Here is a 17,233-nt window from a genome sequence, read left to right on the forward strand (position 1 = left end):
CCGTAGCCGACGGAGAAGGAAAGGCCGAGACATGAATGCCCTGACGATCACGTTGGGCACGATCGGCGTACTGCTCAGCCTCGTGTGCTGGGCCTCGTTCCTCAGCGGGGCCTGCAGCATGGGCAAGACAGTGACGATCGGTCAGCCCGCGCCCGACCGGTGGCGCCCGTTCTTCCCACGCTTCAAGCAGATGATCATCGAGTTCATTGCGCACACCCGGATGCAGAAGTTCCGCACCGTGGGCTGGGCGCACTGGCTCGTGATGATCGGCTTCCTCGTCGGCGCGCAGTTCTGGTTCATGGCGTACGGCCAGACCTTCGACCCGACCTGGTCGTGGCCGATCATCGGCGAGACGTGGTGGTTCCACCTCGGCGACGAGATCCTCGGCGTCGGCACGGTCGTCGGCATCGTCACGCTGATGGTGATCCGCCAGCTCAACCACCCGCGCCTCCCCGAGCGCCTCTCGCGCTTCAGCGGATCGAAGTTCGGCCCCGCCTACTTCGTCGAATGGGTCGTGCTCACCGAGGGCATCGGCATGGTGCTGGTGAAGGCCGGCGTGCTGTCGCTGCACGGCCACTCCAGCTGGACCGACCCGGTCACCGGCCTGATCGCCAACGTGATCCCGGCGAACGTCACGCTGGTCTCGATCTTCGCCTTCGTCAAGCTGATGTCCGGCATGGTCTGGCTGTTCGTCGTCGGCCGCAACATCACCTGGGGCGTCGCGTGGCACCGCTTCTCCGCGTTCCCGAACATCTACTTCAAGCGTGAGGCCGACGGCGGCGTCGCCCTCGGTGCCGCGAAGCCGATGATGTCCAAGGGCAAGGCCCTCACCATGGACAACGTCGACCCGGACACCGACACCCTCGGCGCCGGCCGGATCGAGGACTTCTCCTGGAAGGGCTGGCTGGACTTCACGACCTGCACCGAGTGCGGTCGTTGCCAGTCCCAGTGCCCCGCCTGGAACACCGGCAAGCCGCTGTCGCCGAAGCTGCTCATCATGTCGCTGCGCGACCACGGCTACGCCAAGGCTCCCTACCTGCTGGCCGGTGGCAGCAAGGACATGGGCGGCGACGAGGTCGGCCTCGTCGACGCCGACGGCAACGTGAACGAGGCCGCGCTCGCGAAGATCCCCGAGGCCGCGCGCCTCGAGGCCGAGCGCAAGCTGGTCGGCGAGACCGCCGAGCTGGTCGCCGCGGGCGAGCAGGCCCCGGTCATCGACCTCGAGACGCTGTGGTCCTGCACCAACTGTGGTGCCTGCGTCGAGCAGTGCCCCGTCGACATCGAGCACGTCGACCACATCATCGACATGCGCCGCTACCAGGTGCTCATCGAGTCGGAGTTCCCGACGGAGCTCGCCGGTCTGTTCAAGAACCTGGAGAACAAGGGCAACCCCTGGGGTCAGAACGCCAAGGACCGCCTCAACTGGATCTCCGAGATGGACTTCGAGATCCCGGTCTTCGGCAAGGACGCGGAGACGTTCGACGACTACGAATACCTGTTCTGGGTCGGCTGCGCCGGTGCCTACGAGGACCGCGCCAAGAAGACCACCAAGGCCGTCGCCGAGCTGCTCGCGACCGCGGGCACGAAGTTCATGGTCCTGGGCGCCGAGGAGACGTGCACCGGCGACTCCGCACGCCGCGCGGGCAACGAGTTCCTGTTCCAGCAGCTCGCGATGCAGAACATCGAGGTGCTGAACAACGTCTTCGACGGCATCGACGAGTCGAAGCGCAAGATCGTCGTCACCTGTGCGCACTGCTTCAACGCCCTCGGCAACGAGTACCCGGAGGTCGGTGGCCGCTACGAGGTCATCCACCACACCCAGCTGCTCAACCGCCTCGTGCGCGCGAAGAAGCTGATCCCCGTCGCCTCCGTGCAGGAGGACGTCACCTACCACGACCCGTGCTTCCTGGGTCGCCACAACAAGGTGTACGACGCGCCGCGTGAACTGATGGCCGCGACCGGCTCCACCCTCAAGGAAATGCCGCGTCACGGCGAGCGGTCCATGTGCTGTGGCGCCGGTGGTGCCCGCATGTGGATGGAGGAGCAGCTCGGCAAGCGCATCAACATCGACCGTGTCGACGAGGCCCTCTCGACCGATCCGAAGAAGATCGCGACCGGCTGCCCGTTCTGCCGCGTCATGCTCACCGACGGCGTCACCGCGCGCCAGGAGTCGGGCCAGGGCGAGGGCGTCGAGGTCGTCGACGTCGCGCAGATGATGCTCGAGTCGATCACTCGCCTCGAGCCGGCGAAGCTGACCGAGAACCTCGTTGTCGTCCAGACACCGCGCACCAAGGTCGAGGCCGACGTCGTCACCGAAGAGGTCGCCGAGGTCGAGGAAGCCGAGCGGGTCGAAGAGGTCGCGCAGGCCGCGGCCACGGTCGCGCCGAAGGCGGGCGGTCTGCAGATGAAGGGCGGCCTCAAGGCTCCCGGCGGACCCAAGGCCCCCGGCGGACCGAAGGCACCGGGTGGCGCAGCTCCCGCGGCCAAGGCCGGCGGACTGCAGATGAAGGGCGGCCTCAAGACACCTGGCGGACCGAAGGCACCCGGCGGTGCGGCTCCGGCTGCCGAGGCCGAGGCTCCGGCGGCACCCGCAGCGAAGCCCGGCGGACTGCAGATGAAGGGTGGCCTCAAGGCTCCCGGCGGACCGAAGGCACCGGGCGGCGCGAAGCCGGCCGCTCCGGCAGCCGAGGCTCCCGCCGAGCCTGCTGCCCCGACGGCGAAGCCGGGCGGACTGGCGATGAAGGGCGGCCTCAAGGCCCCCGGCGCCAAGAAGCCCGCCGCTCCGACCGCTCCCGCAGCTGCGGAGGCACCGGCCGCCGAGGCACCCGCGGCGGCACCCGAGCCGCCGAAGGCCAAGCCCGGCGGACTGGCGATGAAGGGCGGCCTCAAGGCTCCCGGCGCGAAGAAGTCCGCGGCTCCGACCGCTGCCGCGCCGGCTGCCGAGGCTCCCGCCGTCGAGCCCACCGAGGCCCCGGCCGCGGAGGCACATGCTGCACCGGCCGCCGAGGCTCCGGCACCGCCGCAGGCCAAGGCAGGCGGACTGGGCTTCAAGGCAGGCGCCATGGCTCCCGGTGCCCGGAAGGCCGCTCCCGCAGCTGCTGCCCCGGCCGCCGCGCCCGCACCGGCCGAGGCAGCCCCCGTCGAGGAGGCCCCGGCCGCCGAGGCTCCCGTCGAGGAAGCGCCCGCGACCCCGGCCGCCGAGTCACCGGCACCGCCGCAGCCCAAGGCAGGCGGGCTCGGCTTCAAGGCAGGCGCCAAGGCCCCCGGCCGCAAGTAACCGCGCACCGAACGCGCCCCCACCGGATTCCAATTCCGGTGGGGGCGCGTTCCGCGTTCCGGGCCGCTCGCGAAAACCCCTGTGCACGCCCCTTTTCCCGCTCCCACACGGGTTCTGCACGCCGAAAACCCCTGCACACCCCTCCAACACCCCTGCGGACGATGTACGCAAGTGCGGTGTGTACAAGCCGGATTCACTCCACAGACCACCCTTTCGGCGAGTTGCGGGGGGGTGGCGTCAGGCACGATACGGGCATGGGGGGAAACATCATTCGACGCGCCGAGGCGCGGTGCGACGGACCGTGAACTGCAACGCCAGTGCCGAACGGGGACATGGAAGCGCCTGCACCCGGGACGTTTTGCGCACGCCGCAACGTTCCTCGACCTCGATGCCGCCGCCAGGCACCGCCTGGTCGCCGAAGCGGTACTCGACGTCGCGGCTCCGGAGGCGGTACTCAGTCACCAGTCGGCAGCGACCGTGCACGGCTTCGACCTGTGGAACACGTCGATGTCGCGGGTGCACCTGACTCGCGACCGGTCCTTCGGTGGAAGCGTCACCGCCCGGCGACACGTCCACTCGGTGCCGCTCCCACCCGAGCACGTCACGACAGTCGACGGCCTCCGCGTGACGCCGCCCGCACGCACGATCGTCGACCTCACCGCGGCCTGTACTGGACGCTCGAAACCCCTGCGGGAGCGGTGCCTGCGGCTCACACCGGAAGCCATGCCCCGTGCAGCCCACTCGGAACCCGGATCGGGAGCTTTACCCGAGCCAGCGGTCCGGATGCGGGGTCGGCGGCGGGCAGCAGGACGAACCACGACGTCAGGTCGGCGCGGTCGGTGCCGATCATCCCCCAGTAGTCGTCGCCGGCGCCGGGGATGTACTGCGGCTCGCCGACGGCCAGCGAACCGGGATCCCAGTGCGTTGCGGTGCCCGCGTCGGGGTCGAAGAACCACAGCGAGTCCCAGCCGTCCGAGTCGCTACCGAGCTTGCCGACGGTCGCGACCGGGCCGGCGGCTCGGGTGAGGGTGCGGTCGTCGACGCGGGGGAACTCGACGTCGCGGTCGAACACGGCCTGCCGATCGACCGTGCCACGCTCGGGATCGACGGTGGCCCGGACCAGTCCGCCGGTGGCCGGGGTGTCGGCGTGGGCGAACCCGCCGGGGTACGTCCACTGTGCGTAGTCGACCTGGACCCGGCCGTCGGGAAGGTCGCGGGCCCCCGCGAAGTGCCACACCCAGAAGGCGTCGCAACTCGCCCACCGGACCGGCCCGCCGTCTCGGGGGATCAGCGCGATCCGGGTGCCGTCATCCGGCCGCCAGTCGAGGAGCGAGCCGCCGGTGAGCATGGCGGCGATGTCGAACGCCAGTGGGCACAGGACGAGGACGACGTAGCGGTCGGTGAGGGCCATGTCGTGGATCATCAGCGGGACGTCGACGCCGTCGACCGGCTGCGGCGCGCGGGACGTCGTCCCGTCGGCGCCCACCACCGCCCAGGTCAGGTACGGCGCCTCGAGCATGTAGTTGAAAAGGACGAGTTCACCCGTCGCGGGATCGAACTTCGGGTGCGCAGTGCTGCCGACCGCCATCGCGCCGTCGCAGGTGTCGCGGCCGAGAGTGGCGAGGTCGGCGGGGTCGATCCGGTACGGCGGGGCACTCTCGGCCATCGCGAGGAGCCGTCCCCCGTGCCGGACGATGTTGATGTCGGGGAGGTCGCGGCTCGTTCCGGCGAGGTCGGGCCCGACCTCGTCTGCGCTGGGCGTGTAGAGGTCCGTCACCCCGCCCCAGATGACGTGGCCTGCCCGCTCCTCGGCCTCGACCATGGGTGTCCGCACGAAACGGTTCGTGTAGCGGACGTGCCCGTCGGCGATCTCCACACGGTGCACCATGCCGTCGCCGTCGAGCGGGTACACATACCGCCCGATGGGGTCGAACCGGGGATTCGGACCGTTGCGCAGGTAGGCGCCGTGCAGGTCGGCGGGGATCTCGCCGACGACCTCCAGGTCGCGGACGTCGACCTCCTCGCGCTGCGGCGCGAACAAGCCGGTGAGGTGCTTGTGGTGTGCCATGTCGACGGATGCCGGGCGGGGGATGCCGGGTGCGCTCATGGTTTGCCGCCTCCGTGTGGGATCGGTGTGATCTGCGACGCACCGTCCAGGATCCTCCAACACGTCGCGGTCGTCTCGCCGAGCGCCGTGGCGCCGGTCGGCATCGGTGCTGACGGGCGGCGCGCCAGCGGATTTCCCGGTGTGTTTCGCGTACACACCGGCCGGGACCTGTGCGAATACCCACCACACCCGCACCGCGCCGGACGGTCCCCGCCAGTAATTCGCTTTGCCTGCAGTGGCACCATGGACGGGTGACCGCCTCGGAACCCTCCCACCACACCCATGTACACCCGCGCGTCCTGACGCAGTCCGCGAAGCTGCAGAACGTGCTGTACGAGATCCGGGGTCCGGTACACGCACACGCCGCCCGACTGGAGGCCGAGGGCCATCGGATCCTCAAGCTGAACATCGGCAACCCGGCGCCGTTCGGCTTCGAGGCACCGGACGTGATCATGCGGGACATGATCGCCGCGCTGCCGACGGCTCAGGGCTACTCCGAGTCGAAGGGCATCCTGTCCGCCCGGCGCGCGATCGTCACGCGCTACGAGCTGATCCCCGGCTTCCCGGACCTGGACGTCGACGACGTCTACCTCGGCAACGGCGTGTCCGAGCTGATCACGATGACCATGCAGGCGCTGCTGGACAACGGTGACGAGGTGCTCATCCCGGCGCCGGACTACCCGCTGTGGACGGCGACGACGAGCCTCGCGGGCGGCACGCCGGTGCACTACCTGTGCGACGAGGCGAACGACTGGAACCCGGACATCGCCGACATCGAGTCGAAGATCACCCCGCGCACCAAGGCGATCGTGGTCATCAACCCGAACAACCCGACGGGCGCGGTGTACTCCGAGGAGGTGCTGGCCCAGATCGTGGCGCTGGCGCGCAGGCACCGACTGCTGCTGCTCGCGGACGAGATCTACGACAAGATCCTGTACGACGACGCGAAGCACATCTCGCTGGCGTCTCTGGCCCCGGACCTGCTGTGCCTGACGTTCAACGGCCTGTCCAAGGCGTACCGGGTGGCCGGCTACCGCTCGGGGTGGGTGGCGATCACCGGCCCGAAGGACCACGCGTCGAGCTTCCTCGAGGGGCTGGACCTGCTTGCGTCGATGCGTCTGTGCCCGAACGTGCCGGCCCAGCACGCCATCCAGGTGGCCCTCGGCGGGTACCAGAGCATCGAGGACCTGATCCTCCCCGGCGGCCGTCTGTTGGAGCAGCGCGACGTCGCGTGGGAGCGACTCAACACGATCCCCGGCGTGTCGTGTGTGAAGCCGCGAGGCGCGCTGTACGCGTTCCCGAAGCTGGATCCGAACGTCCACGAGATCCACAACGACGAGAAGCTGGTCCAGGATCTGCTCCTGCAGGAGAAGATCCTCGTGGTCCAGGGCACCGGCTTCAACTGGCCGAATCATGATCATCTTCGGATTGTGACGCTGCCGTGGGCGAGGGACCTCGCGGTCGCCATCGAGCGGTTCGGCAACTTCCTGGCGAGCTACAGCCAGTAGGGGCTTCGGGCACGGGGCGACGCACCGGTCTCGCCTCTCTGCGAGAGGGCGCGAGCAATCGTAGGGTTGGGCCAGACTCTGCCCCTACGGCGTTCGGAGTTCCGCGCATGAGAGTTCGACTCGTCCCGAAGGTTCTGGCTGCGGGAGTTGCCGCCGCGATGCTGACCGCCCTCCCCGCGACCGCGCTCGCCGCGCCCGTCCGACAGGATGCGTCGCTGCCACTCCCCACGGTGGGTGTCGGTGGGTCACTGTCCTTCTCGGGACGGACGTCCGAGGTCACTCTCCAGATTCCGGTGCCGCAGAACCTGTCCCCGGTCGCGTTGCGCGGCACCGTCCAGGTGCCTGCGGGGGCGGGCAGGGGGTGGATCGACGTCGAGTCGGACGGACGCATCCTGGGTCGCGTCGAGTTGCCGTCCGGGGCGCCGACGGCACCGGTCACGCTCCCCCTCACCGGAGCGACGATCGTGGGCAACACCGCCCGCGTCACGCTGCGCTCGTACCTGTTGCCGATCGACGACCAGTGGTGCGCCGAGGACTGGTCGGACGGCCAGCTACGCATCGTCGACGGCAGCGTCGACTACACCGGCGACGAGGCACAGCCGGGGGTGATCGCAGACTTCCTGCCGCCGGTTCTGACCCGCCTGTCGATCTACGTGCCCTCGGAACCCAGCTCCACCGAGACCGCCGCCGCGCTCGAGTTCGGTGCGTCGATCACCGCGCGATACGCGAATCAGGGCACGCCCGTTGACCTTCGACCGCTTCCTGTCGGCCAGGCTCTCCCGACCGACCCGGTCGGACTGCTGGAGCGCCAGGTCGTCATCGCCGACTCCGACGTCAACTCGACCACGCTGAACACCTCACCTGCCGGGGTGCCGGTGCTCACGCTGGCCGGCCAGGGTGACGGTCTGTTGAACCAGACGCGACTGTTGACGAGCGACCTGTCGCAGATCACCGTCGCCACCGAGGCGACGGCCGGGTCGCTGGCCGCGGCACCGGGGATCGCTCCCTCACTGACGACCCTCGCCGACCTCGGTGCGGGCCAGCTCACTGCGACCTCGACCGGCCGGGTACAGGTGCGGATGGGTATCGACCAGACGCAGCTCGGCCATCCCGTCGGTCCGGTCGAGGTGCACCTGATCGGCGACTACACGCCGCTGCCGAGCACCCAGAACGGGCAGATCACCGTGACCGTCGGCGACACGACGCTGGATCGGTGGCCGGTCGACGCCGACGGCCGCATCGACCGGTGGGTGACGATTCCGCCGGAGCTGATGTCCCGCTACACCGAACTGGCGGTGACGCTGCAGGTGTCCGGAGCGATGGAGTGCGGTTCCACCCAGGCGGTGACGCTCAGCCTCGACCCCGCCGGAGCGGTCCGCAGCGAGGAGTCGATGCCGCCGCAGCCCGACGGATTCCAGGCCCTGCCGCAGGCGCTGATGCCGACGGCCGTCGTCGGTCTGCAGGACGGGACGTTCGACGACGCCCGGCGCGCGATGCAGATCGTGACCGGACTCCAGGGACTGACGGTGACACCCTTCCGTCCGGAGCTGACCGACTTCGACGACGCGGTGAACTCGAACACTCCCGCGATCCTCGTCGCCGCGAACGGCGGTCTGCCGGAATCGATTCCACTGCCGTTGCAGATCACCGGTGACGACACAGTGGAACTGGTGGACCTCACCGGCGACGCCGCGACCCAGACCGTGGACGTTCCCGGCCTGCAGTTCGGCTCGTTGCAGGCGGCCTGGGACGGCGGCAACGACCGAATGCTGGTGGTCGCCACCTCGACGGGTGTCCCGCAGAGCGTGGACAGGATCCTCGACTGGCTGTCGGCGGACCGGAACCGGTGGTCCACACTCTCCGGTGACGCCCTGTTCCAGACCGGCGACCGCGACCCGGTCACGGTGGCGGCTCCGCAGGAGGCCACCGAGACCGACGGGACGACGAGCACCGTCCGGGCCGTGCTCCTCGTCGGCGGCATCCTGCTCCTGGTCGGTGTCGTCGCCGCGGTGGTCGTACTGATCCGGTCCAGGCGCCCGTCGGACTCCTGAGCCGAGCGTGCGATGACGACCACGCAGTCTCCTCCCCCACCGACCGCGGTGCGGGACGTCGACCCGCACGTCCTGCGGAACCTGATTCTCCGGTTCGCGCTGATCGCAGTGCTCACTACGGTGGCGTTCTGGGAGTCCCTCACCCGCACCACGCTCGACACCCTGCCCGGCGGCCTGTTCGGGTACCTGCTGATGATGCCGCTCATCGTGCTGGCGATGGCGATCGGGATCACCCGCCGCCGGCACGACGAGCTGCCGATCCACGACCGCGAGGTCGACGTCATCGTCGGGGGCATCGCACTGGCGATGGCGGTCGCGACCTACACGCTGCTCGTCCCCCGGTACCGGGACACCTTCTTCCTGCTGCGGACCGATCTGTTCGCGATGATCCTGTTCCTGTTCGGCGCGTGCGTCCTGCTGTTCGGCCTGCGCCCGGCCGGCCGCTTCTGGCCGATCTGGCTGTTGCTGATCGTCGTCAACCCGCTCGGATACCGGGTGATCGTCATCTGGGTCGGCGGCACGTGGCTCGCGGTAGCGCTGGTGTCGACGGTGCTGATCGCCCTCGGCGTCGGCGTCGCGGTCGCGAGGACCAACCGACTCGGGTGGATCGGATTCTCGTCGGTTCTGGTGCTGTCGTCGGTGATTCTCGCTGCGCAGTTGCTCCACGGGTGGCCGGAGCTGCTCGGCCCCTTCTCTGCGCGCCTGGCTCCGGTGACCGCAGGTGCGATCGTCGCGTTCACCATGCTGGGGCTCTCGGTGCGGCGCCGCGATCCGAATTTCCACCTGCGACCCACCCGGCCATCGCCCGTGACCCGGCCGTGGAAGGCAGCGCTGCTCGCAACGGCCGCCGCCGCGGCGATAGCCGCGGCGTCACTGCCGAGTGAGCTGTACATCCCGATCGGGGAAGGTCCGCCGCTGACGAGAGCCGCCGGCCTGGAGGTACCGCCCGGCTGGACGCAGACGCAGTTCGAACGGACCGACTGGGCGCAGCGATACTTCGGTGAGGACGCGACCATCGTCCGGCAAACCTGGACCGCGGACGAGGTGAACCCCCAGTGGGACGACAAGGGGCGCCGCCGAACCGTGACGGTCGACTCACTGCTCAGCCACGACCCGGAGTCGTTGAACGTCTACCCGGGCGAGACGCTGTATTCCACCATCAGCGGCAGGCGCTCGCCGACCGTGCGCGTCGATCTCGGCCACGGCATCACCGGCCTGTTGTACACCATCGTCGATCAGGACAAGTTCCTCACCTGGACGAAGATGCACTTCGACTGGACCCGCGGTGACGGCGTCGTGCAGGTGGTCAACATGATCTCGGTGGACAACCACGAACCCGATGCTCAGTTCCCGGCACTCGACCCGGAGGCTCTGTCGGTCGTCTCCCAGACCGTGAAGGTGCTGCTGCGCGGCAACGCCGTCGAGGAGGACGAGAATCCCGACTACAAGGACTCGGACATGTTGACCACGCTCGGCCGCGACACCATCGAGTGGCAGTGGGAGGTGGCCGAATGAGCGCACCCGACGCCGAGCGCCCCGTGCCCCCAGCCCCCGGCACCGAATCCGCCGAGTTCCGCGAGTTCGCCCTGCACGACGCCGTCCACGGGTTGCGTGAACGCGACCCGGACTCCTCCGCGTCGGTGGCGTTCGTGCCGTGGCAGCGAAACCTCCTGATCGCGTCGACGATCGTCTTCCTGTTCTGCCTGTTCTTCGCCCCGCTCGGTACTCTCACCGTTGTCACCGGGATCTGCACGATCGCCTACGTCCTCACACTCGGTGACCGGCTGGTCGTCTTCCGGAAGGGGTTGGCGGCGGATGCGATCATCCGCGTCACCGACGAGGAGGCACGGGCGATCCCGGACGAGGATCTCCCGGCGTACACAGTTCTGGTTCCCGCTTACCACGAGCCGGAAGTGATCGGGCAGCTGATCAATTCCGTTGCGGCGCTGGACTATCCCAGCGACAAGTTGCAGGTACTCCTACTTCTCGAGGAGGACGACGACGTCACGATCGAAGCTGCGACGGCCGCGGGTGTGCACGGGGTTGTGACGGTGCTGCTGGTTCCCGAGTCGCAGCCCCGCACCAAGCCGAAGGCCTGCAACTACGGGCTGCACTTCGCAACCGGCGAGATCATCACCATCTACGACGCCGAGGACCTACCGGAACCACTCCAGTTGCGGAGGGTCGCGGCCACCTTCGCGAAGCTCGACGACCGCGTGGCGTGCGTGCAGGCGAAGCTGGCCTATCGCAACGGTTTGCAGAATCTGCTCACCGGGTGGTTCACGGTCGAGTACGGGGTGTGGTTCAGCTACCTGCTCCCCGGACTGATGCGACTGAAGGCGCCGATCCCGTTGGGCGGCACGTCGAATCACCTGAGGAAGTCCGTCCTGGACGACATCGGCGCGTGGGATCCGTTCAACGTCACCGAGGACTCGGACCTCGGTGTCCGGATCGCGGCGACAGGCTACACCACGGCTGTACTGGAGTCGACCACACTGGAGGAGGCCAACAGCGATCCGATCAACTGGATCCGGCAGCGTTCGCGGTGGTACAAGGGCTACCTGCAGACCTGGCTGGTGCACACCCGCCATCCGGTGAGGTTGTGGCGCCAGATCGGGTCGTGGGCGTTCGTCCGGTTCACCCTTCTGCTGGCGGGCACCCCGCTGATCGCCTGCCTGAACATGGTGTTCTGGTTCATCACCATCGCGTGGATCCTCGGGCAGCCCATCGCGATCGGGTCCATCTTCCCGCCGCCGATCTACTACCCGGCGCTGGTGTGTCTGGTGTTCGGCAACGCCGCGACCATCTACATGAACATCGTCGGTGCCCGTGAGACGGGGACACCACGACTGCTGCCTGCCTGTCTGCTCGTGCCGATCTACTGGCTCCTGATGAGCATCGCCGCGATCAAGGGCGTGTGGCAGCTGCTGTTCCGGCCGTCCTACTGGGAGAAGACGTTCCACGGGCTCGACGGCGGCGCGTCCGACGACGACGCGGTGGTCGCGACGGGCGGCACGTCATGAGGATCCTCCGGAGCCCTGCCCTCGTCGTGTACCTGCTCAGCGCCGCGCTGTACTTCGTCGTCGGGTACGTCCTGGCGGTGCATTACCACGTCATGCTGGGTGATGCGCTCAGCCGTGTGCAGTCGGCGCAGGGCGTGCTGTTCAGCCGGGACCCGCACCTGGCGAGCATCGGTTTCATCTTCACGCCGATGACGGCCCTCGTGGAGGTGCCGCTCACCGCGCTCAACTCGTGGTTCCCCAGCCTCACCCGGTACGGGATGGCCGGGGTGATCATGTCGTCCGTCTTCATGGCCGGTGCGGCCGTGCAGATCTGGGCGATCGGCGGCGACCGTGGCGTCCCCCGTTGGCAGCAGGTCGCGGTCACCGTGCTGTTCGCCGTGAACCCGATGATCGTCTTCTACGGTGCCACCGGCATGAGCGAGGCGCCGTTCGTCTTCCTGATGTGCTGGGCGACGCGCCGCCTCATCCGATGGACGAGCACCGACGACGTCCACGACCTGATCGGCGCCGGAATCGCGCTCGGGCTCGCCTACCTCACCCGGTACGACGCGGTCGTGCCCACCGCGTTCGGCGCGGTGTTCGTCGCGATCGTCACGTGGCGCCGCGCGAAGGTGAACCGCTGGCAGACGGCGTTTCTGGACGGCGTGATCCTCGCGGCGCCGGCATTCCTCGCGTTCGTCGCGTGGGCGGCGACGAGTTGGCTGCTCACCGGGCAGGCGTTCGCGCAGTTCACGTCGGAGTACGGCAACAGCGCGATCATCGAACAGTCCGGTGGCGCCGCCGAGTCCGGCCCCGCGACGATCGCGTACTCGGCGGCGGAGATCCTCGTCCTGGCACCGGCATTACCTCTGCTCGTGCCCGCCGTGGTCGTGCTGGCGACGCGGCGCCGGGACCTCGAAGTGCTGGCCGCGACGCTGATGTTCGGGTCCGTCCTACTGTTCCAGACCGTGTCGTATGCGACCGGGACGACGTTCCCGTTCCTGCGCTTCTACATCTGCATCATTCCGCTGGTGTGCATCTATGCCCACCAGATCCGGGCTCCCCGGGGTCAGATCGCGGCCCGCCGCCCCGGGGTGTTCAACGCTCCCCGAGAGACGGGTGGGCCGTCGATGCGCATCGCGGCAGCCGTTGCCGTCGCCCTGCTGGTGGTGAGCCTTCCGGTGACGACGGTCCTGATGGAGAGCCGGAGCCTGTCGGTGCAGCAGTACGCCGTCGGCGCGCTGTTGCCCTTCGACCCGCAGGAGGGTCTGGAGATGGATCGTCAGCTGTCGATCCTGGAGTCGTTCTCCACGGAGCGCGAGATCGCCGACCGGCTCGACGCCATGGACCTGCCGGACGGCTCGATCCTGGTCGACACGTTGTACGGGTTCGCCGTGGTCGCCGCGTCGAACTACCCGAAGCGGTTCGTCCTGCCGTCGGACCGGGACTTCATCTCCGTCCTCAGCGACCCCGCGTCGCACGGTGTTCGATACCTGCTGACCGTGCCGAACGAGGGCCGCGGCACCGCTGACGCGGTCAACCGTCGCTACCCCACCGTCTACGAGAACGGCGCCCAGATCTCGATGCTGGACCTGGATGTCCCGAACGACGGTGCGGACCAGCCGGATTGGCGACTGTATCGGGTCCTCGACACGCCCGGCGGCGACTCCGAGTGAGTCAGGCCGGAGGCGGATCGGACAGGTAGGCGGCGAGCAGGTCGTAGAGGGGGTCGCCCGGTCCGATGTCGTACGTGCAGTCGTCGTGCCGCGGGTCGGGGACGAACGCCCACAGCAGCGCACCCGCCGTCCCGGCGACCCGTTGCCCTGCGATCTTGGTGCCGATGTCGGCGGCGCGCTGCGCGTAGGGCAGGCACCCGCCCGCGGCCTGCCCGATCTCGGCGACGAGCAGCGGCTTACCGATCGCCTCGACCTGATCGATCCTGCGGGCCAGCCCGTTCCACTGATCGCCGGGCAGCGGGATCCCGTCGGCGTGATAGTCGTGGTACTGGAGGACGTCGACGTTCGGGGACTCGCCGACGTACTGGAACTCGTCCCCCTGCGTACCGCACTGGCCGCCGCCGGTGAGTCCTGCGGTGATCAGTCGATACGGATCCTGCGCGCGCACCAGCGCGCCGGCGTCGTCCATGAAGGTGCGGAGCACCTCGGCCGCGTCCGGTGGGCACACCCGGTTGGCGAAGTCGCAGTTGCCGCCCGGGCAGACGCTCGTCTCCGGTTCACCCACCAACTCCCAGGCGGCGAGCGCCGGCGAGGAGCGCCATCGCGCCACGGCGGTGGTCACCCAGTCCTGGAAGGACATCGGCATTCCGGCCGCCTGCTGCTGCCAGCCGTCGACGTACCAGTCGCGCTGTTTGAACACGTCGTCCTCGCAGGCGCCGTCCTGTGCGGTGAGTACCGGGATCACGAACTGGCCGTGCCGCTCGGCCGCGGCGAAGACGGCGTCGACGGGCGCGAAGTCCACAGCCCCGGTGAACTTGTTCGTGGCGAGGGCCGAGAAGGCGTTGAACCGCGTGATCGTCACCCCCGGCAGCGCGGAGAAGTAGGCGTCCAGGTCGACTTGCGCACCGCAGCCGCGGTTGATCGACCAGTCGGTGGCGAGTTGGTAGGCGTTGAACCCGACCGGCCACCATGGCGAACCGTCCAGCGTCAGCTCGGTGCCGGTCGCGCCGACCCGGGCCGGCGAGGGTTGCGCGTCCACAGCACCCCCGGTCACGAGGACCACCACGGCGGCCGCAACCACCCATCGCACGATCCGTCCGAATCCCACACACGCAGGCTATCGAGTCCTGTCAACTCCCGGCGCCCGTCGATCCGGAGGATCCGGGGTCGGGATCCGGGGCGGGAATCGGCGGTGGCACCGCGGCGAGGGCGCTTCGGGCCGAACGTCGCACGAACGCTGTGGACACCATTACGCGACGCTACCGCCGGTCGGGAGCCGCTGCCCGCCGAAGAGGGCCGCGCAGGCAGATCGGTACCGTGACGTGCGTGTCGAGAGATGTGAACAGCGGTCCCGCCCAACCCACCGAGCCCGGCCCGGCGTTGTCCGTGTACGACGCCATCCGGATGCGCCGCGACGTGCGCGCCGAGTTCACCGGCGAACTCGTCGACGAGGACCGACTGGGTCGGATCCTGCGCGCCGGCCACGACGCGCCGAGCGTCGGGAACACGCAACCGTGGGACTTCGTGGTCGTGCAGGACCGGAACACCCTCGCCACGTTCGCCGAGCACGTCGCCGGGTGTCGACGCGACTTCGCGGACTCGTTGCCCCCAGAGCGCCGCGAGACGTTCGACCCGATCAAGATCGAGGGCATCGAGGAGTCCGGCACCGGAATCGTCGTCACCTACGACCCGTCACGGGGCGGGGCGAACATCCTCGGCAGGCACACCGTCGACGACACGGGCGTGTTCTCCGCGGTCCTGGCGATCCAGAACATCTGGCTGTCGGCGGTGGCGGAGGACATCGGCGTCGGTTGGGTGTCGTTCTACGACGAGGCTTTCCTGACCGATCTGGTGCGGATTCCGGCCCCGGTGCGGCCGATCGCGTGGCTGTGCGTCGGGCCGGTGTCGCGGTTCCAGGAGACACCGGACTTGGTGCGTTTCGGCTGGCGTGACGGTCGCCCGCTGTCCGAGGCGGTGCATCGAGAGACGTTCTGACACGGCCGAGAAACCTCACAGGCCGCCGCCACCTGCAGTGATCCAGTTCTCAAAGAAAATATCGTGCCGGAGTGGGACAGAATGCCCATCACCCTGTAAATTCGACAAGGACACCATTGGTGTCCAGCACGCTCGATTGCACCTCCCCCCCTGTGTGCAATCGGGCCGGTGGCGGGGAGACACCCCCCTGTACCCCGCCACCCCGCTGGGGGGCTCCACTTCACTCGTGAGTCCGACTCTCGGATTCCGGTTCACGTTTTCACTCTCGGTACTGTGACGCCATGCTTCGTCTGGTGTTGTCGCGATGAGTCACGGCCATGGGCACGGCCACAGCGGCCCGATTCCCGTCGGTCCCGGGGCCGCCCGCGTGGTCGTCGGCATCCTGACCGTCGTCGGCATTGCCGTCCTCATCGGACTGATCGCCCTGTGGCCGAGCAGGCACAGCGTCGAGATCCCCCTGCCGTTCCAGACGGCCGGAGGCGGCGCGGTCGTCACCGAAGCGGGCACCGTGGTCCGCTCCGACTTCGGTCCGTGCGGAAGCACCTCTGTCGGAAAGCCTTTCACCGGCGAACCCACTCCCCCACCGAACAACGCGTACGAGTGCCAACGCAGCGTCGTCGCCATCGAGTCCGGCCCCAACGAGGGCACCCGGACCCTCCTCGAGATCGGCCCCGGCCCGGGCCAACCCGACCTCGCTGCAGGCGAGAGCATCCGCCTGGTCCGGCAGACCGACGCCACCGGCGCGACGGCGTACTCGTTCGAGGACTACGAACGCGGATGGACGCTGCTCGCGGTGGTCGCGCTGTTCGTGCTGGTGATCGTCGTCGTGGCGCGATGGCGCGGCGTCCGCGCGCTGCTGGGCCTGTTGGTCGCGTTCGCGGTACTCGTCGGGTTCATGCTGCCCGCGCTGCTCGACGGCAAGCCCGCCGTTCCGGTCGCGCTCGTCGGCGGCGCGGTGATCCTGTACGCGGTCCTCTATCTCGCACACGGAGTGAGTCTGCGGACGAGTTCCGCGCTGCTCGGCACCCTCGCGTCGATGGTGCTCGCAGCGGTCCTGTCGTGGGCGGCGATCGAGATGACCCACCTGACCGGCCTGTCCGAGGAACAGAACACCAACGTCCAGACGTACCTCGGGCACGTGTCGATCACCGGACTGCTGCTCGCCGGTTTCATCATCGGATCGCTCGGCGTGCTCAACGACGTCACCATCACCCAGGCGTCCTCGGCGTTCGAACTCGCGCACCTCGACCCGGACGCGACCCGCCGGTCGGTGTTCACCTCCGCGATGCGCGTCGGCCGCGACCACATCGCCAGCACCGTCTACACCCTCGTCCTCGCGTACGCGGGCGGGGCGCTGCCACTGCTCCTGCTGTTCTCGGTCGCCGGGCGCTCGATCACCGACGTCCTCACCGGCGACGCCGTCGCCATCGAGATCCTGCGGTCCGCGGTCGGTGGCATCGCGCTGGCCCTGTCCGTACCGCTGACGACGGCGATCGCCGTCGCACTCGCCCGGCCTCCGCGTCCCGGCGAGTCGGCCGGCCGGTCGGCCTCGGTCACCCGGACTGCCGGCGGCAGGCACGCCCGTCACGCACGCTGACGGCTCGCATGCTGCACGGT

Annotated in this window: 10 protein-coding genes; 8 read left to right on the plus strand and 2 right to left on the minus strand. The window is 69.0% G+C overall.

The genetic code is table 11. The annotated features are described in order from the left end of the window. Nucleotides 1-31 precede the first annotated feature (31 nt). Nucleotides 32-3,277 (plus strand): (Fe-S)-binding protein, encoded by a 3,246-nt coding sequence (locus ACFSJG_RS24790; protein ID WP_378487876.1) that lies wholly within the window; start codon nt 32-34, stop codon nt 3,275-3,277. 709 nt (nt 3,278-3,986) lie between these two features. On the opposite strand, the gene ACFSJG_RS24795 is transcribed toward ACFSJG_RS24790, so the two are convergent. Beyond that, a complete protein-coding gene (locus ACFSJG_RS24795) occupies nt 3,987-5,384 on the minus strand; it encodes a carotenoid oxygenase family protein (RefSeq protein ID WP_378487877.1) in 1,398 nt (465 codons plus the stop codon). A gap of 251 nt (nt 5,385-5,635) precedes the next feature. Here ACFSJG_RS24795 and ACFSJG_RS24800 point away from each other — a divergent pair, with 251 nt between their 5' ends. From ACFSJG_RS24800 to ACFSJG_RS24820, 5 genes are all read left to right on the plus strand, one after another. After that, entirely contained in the window at nt 5,636-6,892 is a 1,257-nt protein-coding gene (locus ACFSJG_RS24800) for a pyridoxal phosphate-dependent aminotransferase (protein ID WP_378487878.1), read from the plus strand. Between the two features lie 107 nt (nt 6,893-6,999). Next, entirely contained in the window at nt 7,000-8,943 is a 1,944-nt protein-coding gene (locus tag ACFSJG_RS24805; protein ID WP_378487879.1) for a hypothetical protein, read from the plus strand. Between the two features lie 12 nt (nt 8,944-8,955). Beyond that, entirely contained in the window at nt 8,956-10,458 is a 1,503-nt protein-coding gene (locus tag ACFSJG_RS24810; RefSeq protein WP_378487880.1) for a DUF2339 domain-containing protein, read from the plus strand. Next, nucleotides 10,455-11,966: a glycosyltransferase gene (locus ACFSJG_RS24815; protein WP_378487881.1), complete on the plus strand. Its 1,512-nt coding sequence runs from the start codon at nt 10,455-10,457 to the stop codon at nt 11,964-11,966. The genes ACFSJG_RS24810 and ACFSJG_RS24815 overlap by 4 nt, the downstream gene beginning before the upstream one ends. After that, nucleotides 11,963-13,621, plus strand: a complete 1,659-nt coding sequence (locus ACFSJG_RS24820; RefSeq protein WP_378487882.1) for an ArnT family glycosyltransferase — start codon at nt 11,963-11,965, stop codon at nt 13,619-13,621. Before ACFSJG_RS24815 ends, ACFSJG_RS24820 begins: the two co-directional genes overlap by 4 nt. 1 nt (nt 13,622) lies before the next feature. Here ACFSJG_RS24820 and ACFSJG_RS24825 read toward each other — a convergent pair whose 3' ends face one another. Beyond that, nucleotides 13,623-14,702, minus strand: a complete 1,080-nt coding sequence (locus ACFSJG_RS24825) for a beta-mannosidase (RefSeq protein ID WP_378487943.1) — start codon at nt 14,700-14,702, stop codon at nt 13,623-13,625. Nucleotides 14,703-14,947: 245 nt separating this feature from the next. Here ACFSJG_RS24825 and bluB point away from each other — a divergent pair, with 245 nt between their 5' ends. Next, nucleotides 14,948-15,616, plus strand: coding sequence for a 5,6-dimethylbenzimidazole synthase (bluB, locus tag ACFSJG_RS24830; RefSeq protein ID WP_378487883.1), 669 nt, complete (start codon nt 14,948-14,950; stop codon nt 15,614-15,616). A gap of 304 nt (nt 15,617-15,920) precedes the next feature. Then, complete coding sequence (locus tag ACFSJG_RS24835) at nt 15,921-17,213, plus strand: YibE/F family protein (RefSeq protein WP_378487884.1); 1,293 nt, start codon at nt 15,921-15,923, stop codon at nt 17,211-17,213. The last annotated feature ends 20 nt before the right edge of the window (nt 17,214-17,233 follow it).

Source organism: Rhodococcus gannanensis (assembly GCF_042681175.1).
Classification (GTDB): Bacteria; Actinomycetota; Actinomycetes; order Mycobacteriales; family Mycobacteriaceae; genus Rhodococcus_G; species Rhodococcus_G gannanensis.